Annotated in this window: 5 protein-coding genes; all 5 read left to right on the plus strand. The window is 70.5% G+C overall.

From position 1 onward, the window contains the following. Positions 1-5 precede the first annotated feature (5 nt). Positions 6-1,253, plus strand: a complete 1,248-nt coding sequence (locus tag AC27VN_RS33125) for a Tm-1-like ATP-binding domain-containing protein (protein WP_490879314.1) — start codon at positions 6-8, stop codon at positions 1,251-1,253. A 31-nt stretch (positions 1,254-1,284) separates the two neighbouring features. Beyond that, a complete protein-coding gene (locus AC27VN_RS33130) occupies positions 1,285-2,115 on the plus strand; it encodes a phosphoenolpyruvate hydrolase family protein (protein ID WP_490879311.1) in 831 nt (276 codons plus the stop codon). A gap of 17 nt (positions 2,116-2,132) precedes the next feature. After that, positions 2,133-3,821, plus strand: coding sequence for a flotillin family protein (locus tag AC27VN_RS33135; protein WP_296785594.1), 1,689 nt, complete (start codon positions 2,133-2,135; stop codon positions 3,819-3,821). Positions 3,822-3,824: 3 nt separating this feature from the next. Further along, positions 3,825-4,265 (plus strand): SRPBCC family protein, encoded by a 441-nt coding sequence (locus tag AC27VN_RS33140; RefSeq protein WP_490879312.1) that lies wholly within the window; start codon positions 3,825-3,827, stop codon positions 4,263-4,265. Beyond that, positions 4,265-4,722: SRPBCC family protein (locus AC27VN_RS33145; RefSeq protein ID WP_490879313.1), on the plus strand; the 458-nt coding region annotated here is incomplete at its 3' end. The genes AC27VN_RS33140 and AC27VN_RS33145, both read left to right, overlap by 1 nt.

Genomic DNA, 4,722 nt, shown 5'->3' on the forward strand with positions numbered 1-4,722 from the left:
GCCAGGTGTTCGACTTCCCGGTGGCCGCGAGCAGCGTGCGCGCGGCCTACGTGGCCGGCACCTTCGACACCAAGAGCCGCGAGCTGTTCTTCCTGCGCCAGTGCATCGAGCGGCTGGGCCTGCGCGTGGTCACGGTCGACCTCTCGACCTCGGGCAAGCCCTCGACCGCGAGCGTACATCCGCGCGAGGTGGCGCGCCACCATCCCAAGGGCGAGTCGGCGGTGTTCAGCGGCGACCGCGGCAGCGCCACCGCCGCCATGGGCCTGGCCTTCGAGGCCTTCCTGCGCACGCGGCGCGACCTCGGCGGCCTGATCTCGGCCGGCGGCTCGGGCGGCACCTCGATGGCGACGCAGGGCATGCGCGCGCTGCCGATCGGCGTGCCCAAGCTCATGGTCTCGACCATGGCCAGCGGCGACACACGGCCCTACGTGGGCCCGAGCGACATCTGCATGATGTATTCGGTCACCGACGTGCAGGGCATCAACCGCATCAGCGAGAGCGTGCTGTCGAACGCGGCCAATGCGTTGGCCGGCATGGTGGCGCATCCGGCTTCGGTCTCGGCCGTGACCCGGCCCGCCATCGGCCTCACGATGTTCGGCGTGACCACGCCCTGCGTGCAGGCCGTGACGCGGCGGCTCGAGGATGACTGGGACTGCCTGGTGTTCCATGCCACCGGCGTGGGCGGCCAGTCGATGGAGAAGCTCGCGGACTCGGGCCTGCTCGCGGGCGCGATCGATGTCTCGACCACCGAGGTGGCCGACGAGATCGCGGGCGGCGTGCTGTCGGCCGGGCCCGACCGGCTCGACGTGTTCGCGCGCCACGCCCTGCCCTACGTGGGCTCCTGCGGCGCGCTCGACATGGTGAACTTCGGCGCCTGGGAGACCGTGCCCGAACGCTTCCGGGCGCGCAATCTCTACCGCCACAACACGACGGTGACGCTGATGCGCACCACGGCCGACGAATGCCGCGCCATCGGCGAGTTCATCGCCGCCAAGCTCAACGCGATGCGCGGGCCGGTGCGCTTCCTCATTCCCGAAGGCGGGGTCTCGGCCATCGACCGGCCGGGCCAGCCCTTCCACGACCCCGAGGCCGACCGCGCGCTGTTCACCGCGCTCGAGGCCGGCTTCCGGCCCGGGCCGAACCGTCAGCTCAAGCGGCTGCCGCTGCACATCAACGACGAAGCCTTCGCCGATGCGCTGGTCGAGGCCTGGCGCGAAGTCTCGCGGGCCGCGCCCGGCGCGCGCCGCGCATGAGCCACGAACAACCGAGGAGGAGCCCAGAACCATGACCCGCATCTCACGCACCGCGCTGCTGGAGCGCTTCCGCGCCAAGATCGCCTCGGGCCGGCCGCTGATCGGCGGCGGCGCCGGCACCGGCCTGTCGGCCAAGTGCGAGGAAGCCGGCGGCATCGACCTGATCGTGATCTACAACTCGGGCCGCTACCGCATGGCCGGGCGCGGCTCGCTCGCAGGGCTGATGGCCTACGGCAATGCCAACGAGATCGTCTGCGAAATGGCGCGCGAGGTGCTGCCGGTGGTCAAGCACACGCCGGTGCTCGCGGGCGTGAACGGCACCGACCCGTTCATGATCCCCGACGAGTTCCTGCACCGGCTGATCGCGCTCGGCTTCTCGGGCATCCAGAACTTTCCGACCGTGGGCCTGATCGACGGCACCTTCCGCGCCAACCTCGAGGAGACCGGCATGGGCTACGGCCTCGAGGTCGAGCTCGTGGCGCGAGCGCGCGCCCTCGACCTGCTGACCACGCCCTACGTCTTCAGCGAGGCCGAAGCGCGCGCCATGGCCGGCGCGGGCGCCGACATCGTGGTCTGCCACCTGGGCCTGACCACCGGCGGCGCGATCGGCGCCGAGACCTCGCTGAAGCTCGATGACTGCGTGCCGCTGATCAACCGCTGGGCCGCGGCCGCGCAGGAAGTGAACCCCGGGGTGATCGTGCTCTTTCACGGCGGCCCGATCGCCACGCCGGAGGATGCGCAGTACGTGCTCGCGCGCTGCCCCGCCTGCGACGGCTTCTATGGCGCCAGCTCGATGGAGCGCCTGCCCGCGGAGGTGGCGCTGACCGAGACCACGCGCCGCTTCGTTCAGATCACGCGATAAACCAGGAGACGACATCCATGTCAGGTTCTCAATTCGGAAGTTTCATCCTCGGGCTGCTGGTGGTGGCGATCGCGGTCGCGATCGTCGTCCTGCTGCTGCACTGGCTCTACCTGCGCAGTTCCAAGGAACGCGCCTTCGTGCGCACCGGCCTCGGCGGCCAGAAGGTGGTGCTCGACGGCGGCGCCTTCGTGCTGCCGATCGTGCACGACGTGATCCCGGTCAACATGAACACGCTGCGGCTGGAGGTCAGCCGCGGGCGCGACAAGGCGCTGATCACCAAGGACCGCATGCGCGTGGACGTGATCGCCGAGTTCTACGTGCGTGTGGCGGCCAAGGCCGAGTCGGTGGCGGTGGCCGCGCAGACGCTGGGCCTGCGCACCATGGAGCCCGAGCAGCTCAAGGAACTGGTCGAGGGCAAGTTCGTGGACGCGCTGCGCACCGCCGCGGCCGAGATGACGATGGAGGAGCTGCACGAGAAGCGCGGCGCCTACGTCAAGCGGGTGCGCGAGGCGGTGGCCGAGGACCTGACCAACAACGGCCTCGAGCTCGAGGCCGCCTCGCTCACGCAGCTCGACCAGACCGGCATGGAGTTCTTCAACCCGAGCAATGCCTTCGACGCGGAAGGCCTGACGCGGCTGACCGAGCAGATCGAGCACCGCAAGAAGCAGCGCAACGACGTCGAGCAGGACACGCTGATCGCGATCCGCAACAAGAACCTCGAGGCCGAGAAGCTGTCGCTGGAGATCGACCGCGAGAGCGAGCATGCGCGGCTGACGCAGCAGCGCGAGGTCGAGATGGCGCGCTCGCGCCAGCGCGCCGAGGTGGCGATCGAGCGCGCGCAGCGCGAGCAGCATGCCGAGAGCGCGCAGATCGCCGCGCGCCAGAGCATCGATGCCGCGCGCATCCGCTCCGAGCAGACCCTCGAGGAGGAGCGCATCGGCAAGGAGCGCGCGATCCAGAGCGCCGAGCTCGAACGCCGCACCTCGCTCGAGCTGGCCGAGCAGCAGCGCTCGATCGCCGTGGCGCGCGAGAGCAAGGCGCAGAGCGAGGCCCAGGCCGAAGCCGAGGCCGCGCGCGCCCAGGCCGTGACGGCCGAGGAGAAGGTGTTCACGGCACGCGAGGTCGAGAGCGCCGAGCGCAAGAAGACCATCGAGCTGATCGCGGCCGCGCTGATCGCCGAGCGCGAGGCGCTGCGGCTGACCTCCGCGGCGCAGGCCGAGCACGATGCGAGCGCGCACCGAGGCGCCGCGCTGCGCGCCCAGGCCGAGGCCGATGCCGATGCCGAGAAGATCCGCGCCGATGCCACGCGCGTGCGCGCCGAGATCGAGGCCGAGGCCGCGCGCTGGATGAACGAGGCGCACAACATGCTCACGCCCGAGGCGCGCATGTCGGCGCTGCGCATGCGGCTGGTGGAGAAGGCCGAGGGCATCATCCGCGAGTCGGTGCGGCCGATGGAGCGCATCGAGGGCATCAAGATCCTGCAGGTCGACGGCTTCGGTGGCTCCTCGGGCGGCGCGCGCAATGCCGAGGGCGGCGGCAACTTCGCCGACGGGCTGGTGAACTCGGCGCTGCGCTTCCGCGCCCAGGCGCCGCTGGTCGACCAGCTGCTGCGCGAGATCGGCATCGAGGGCGGCGACATCCAGAAGCTGGTCAACGAGAGCAGCGGCGCGCGTGCCGCGCTGGGCGCCGGCACGCCCAAGGAATAAGGCATGGTGAACGTCTACGTCTCGAGCGTGATCGACGCGAGCGCCGACAACGTGTGGGCGCGCGTGCGCGACTTCAACGGCCTGCCGCAGTGGCATCCGCTGATCGCCGACAGCCGGATCGAGAACAACCAGCCGGCCGACCGCGTGGGCTGCATCCGCCATTTCCACCTGCGCGACGGCGGCATGATCCGCGAGCGGCTGCTCGCGCTCTCGGACTACGACTACAGCTGCAGCTACGAGATCCTCGAGAGCCCGATGGGCGTGAGCCACTACACCGCCACGCTCAAGCTCACGCCGGTGACCGATGGCAGCCGCTGCTTCGCCGAATGGAGCGCCGAGTTCGACTGCGAGGAGCATCGCGAGCGCGAGCTGGCCGACTCGATCGGCGAGGGCGTGTTCCAGGGCGGCTTCGATGCGCTGAAGCGGCACTTCGGAGGCCGCTGATGCTGCAGCGGGTCGTGCGCTCCACCGTCATCGACGCGCCGATCGAGCGCGTGTGGGCGGTGCTGCGCGACTTCAACAGCCATGCCGACTGGCACGAGGTGGTGGAGGCCAGCCGCATCGAGGGCGACGAGCGCGGCGACCAGGTGGGCTGCGTGCGCAGCTTCACGCTGCGCGACGGCAACCGAATCCGCGAGCAGCTGCTGAGCCTGTCTGACAGCGAACACAAAAGCACCTACTGCATCGTCGAGGCCACCCTGCCGCTGCAGCGCTACGTGGCCACCGTCACCCTGAAGCCCGTGACCGACGGCAACCGCACCTTCTGGCACTGGGAATCGACCTTCGCCACGCCGCCGGGCCGCGAGCGCGAGCTGCGCGACACGGTGGCGCGCGGCGTGTACGAGGCGGGGTTCGAGAACCTGCGGCGCTACCTGGAGCGCGGGGCGCCCACGTCTTCCGC

The organism is Variovorax sp. 20P10.2.4, assembly GCF_058244205.1.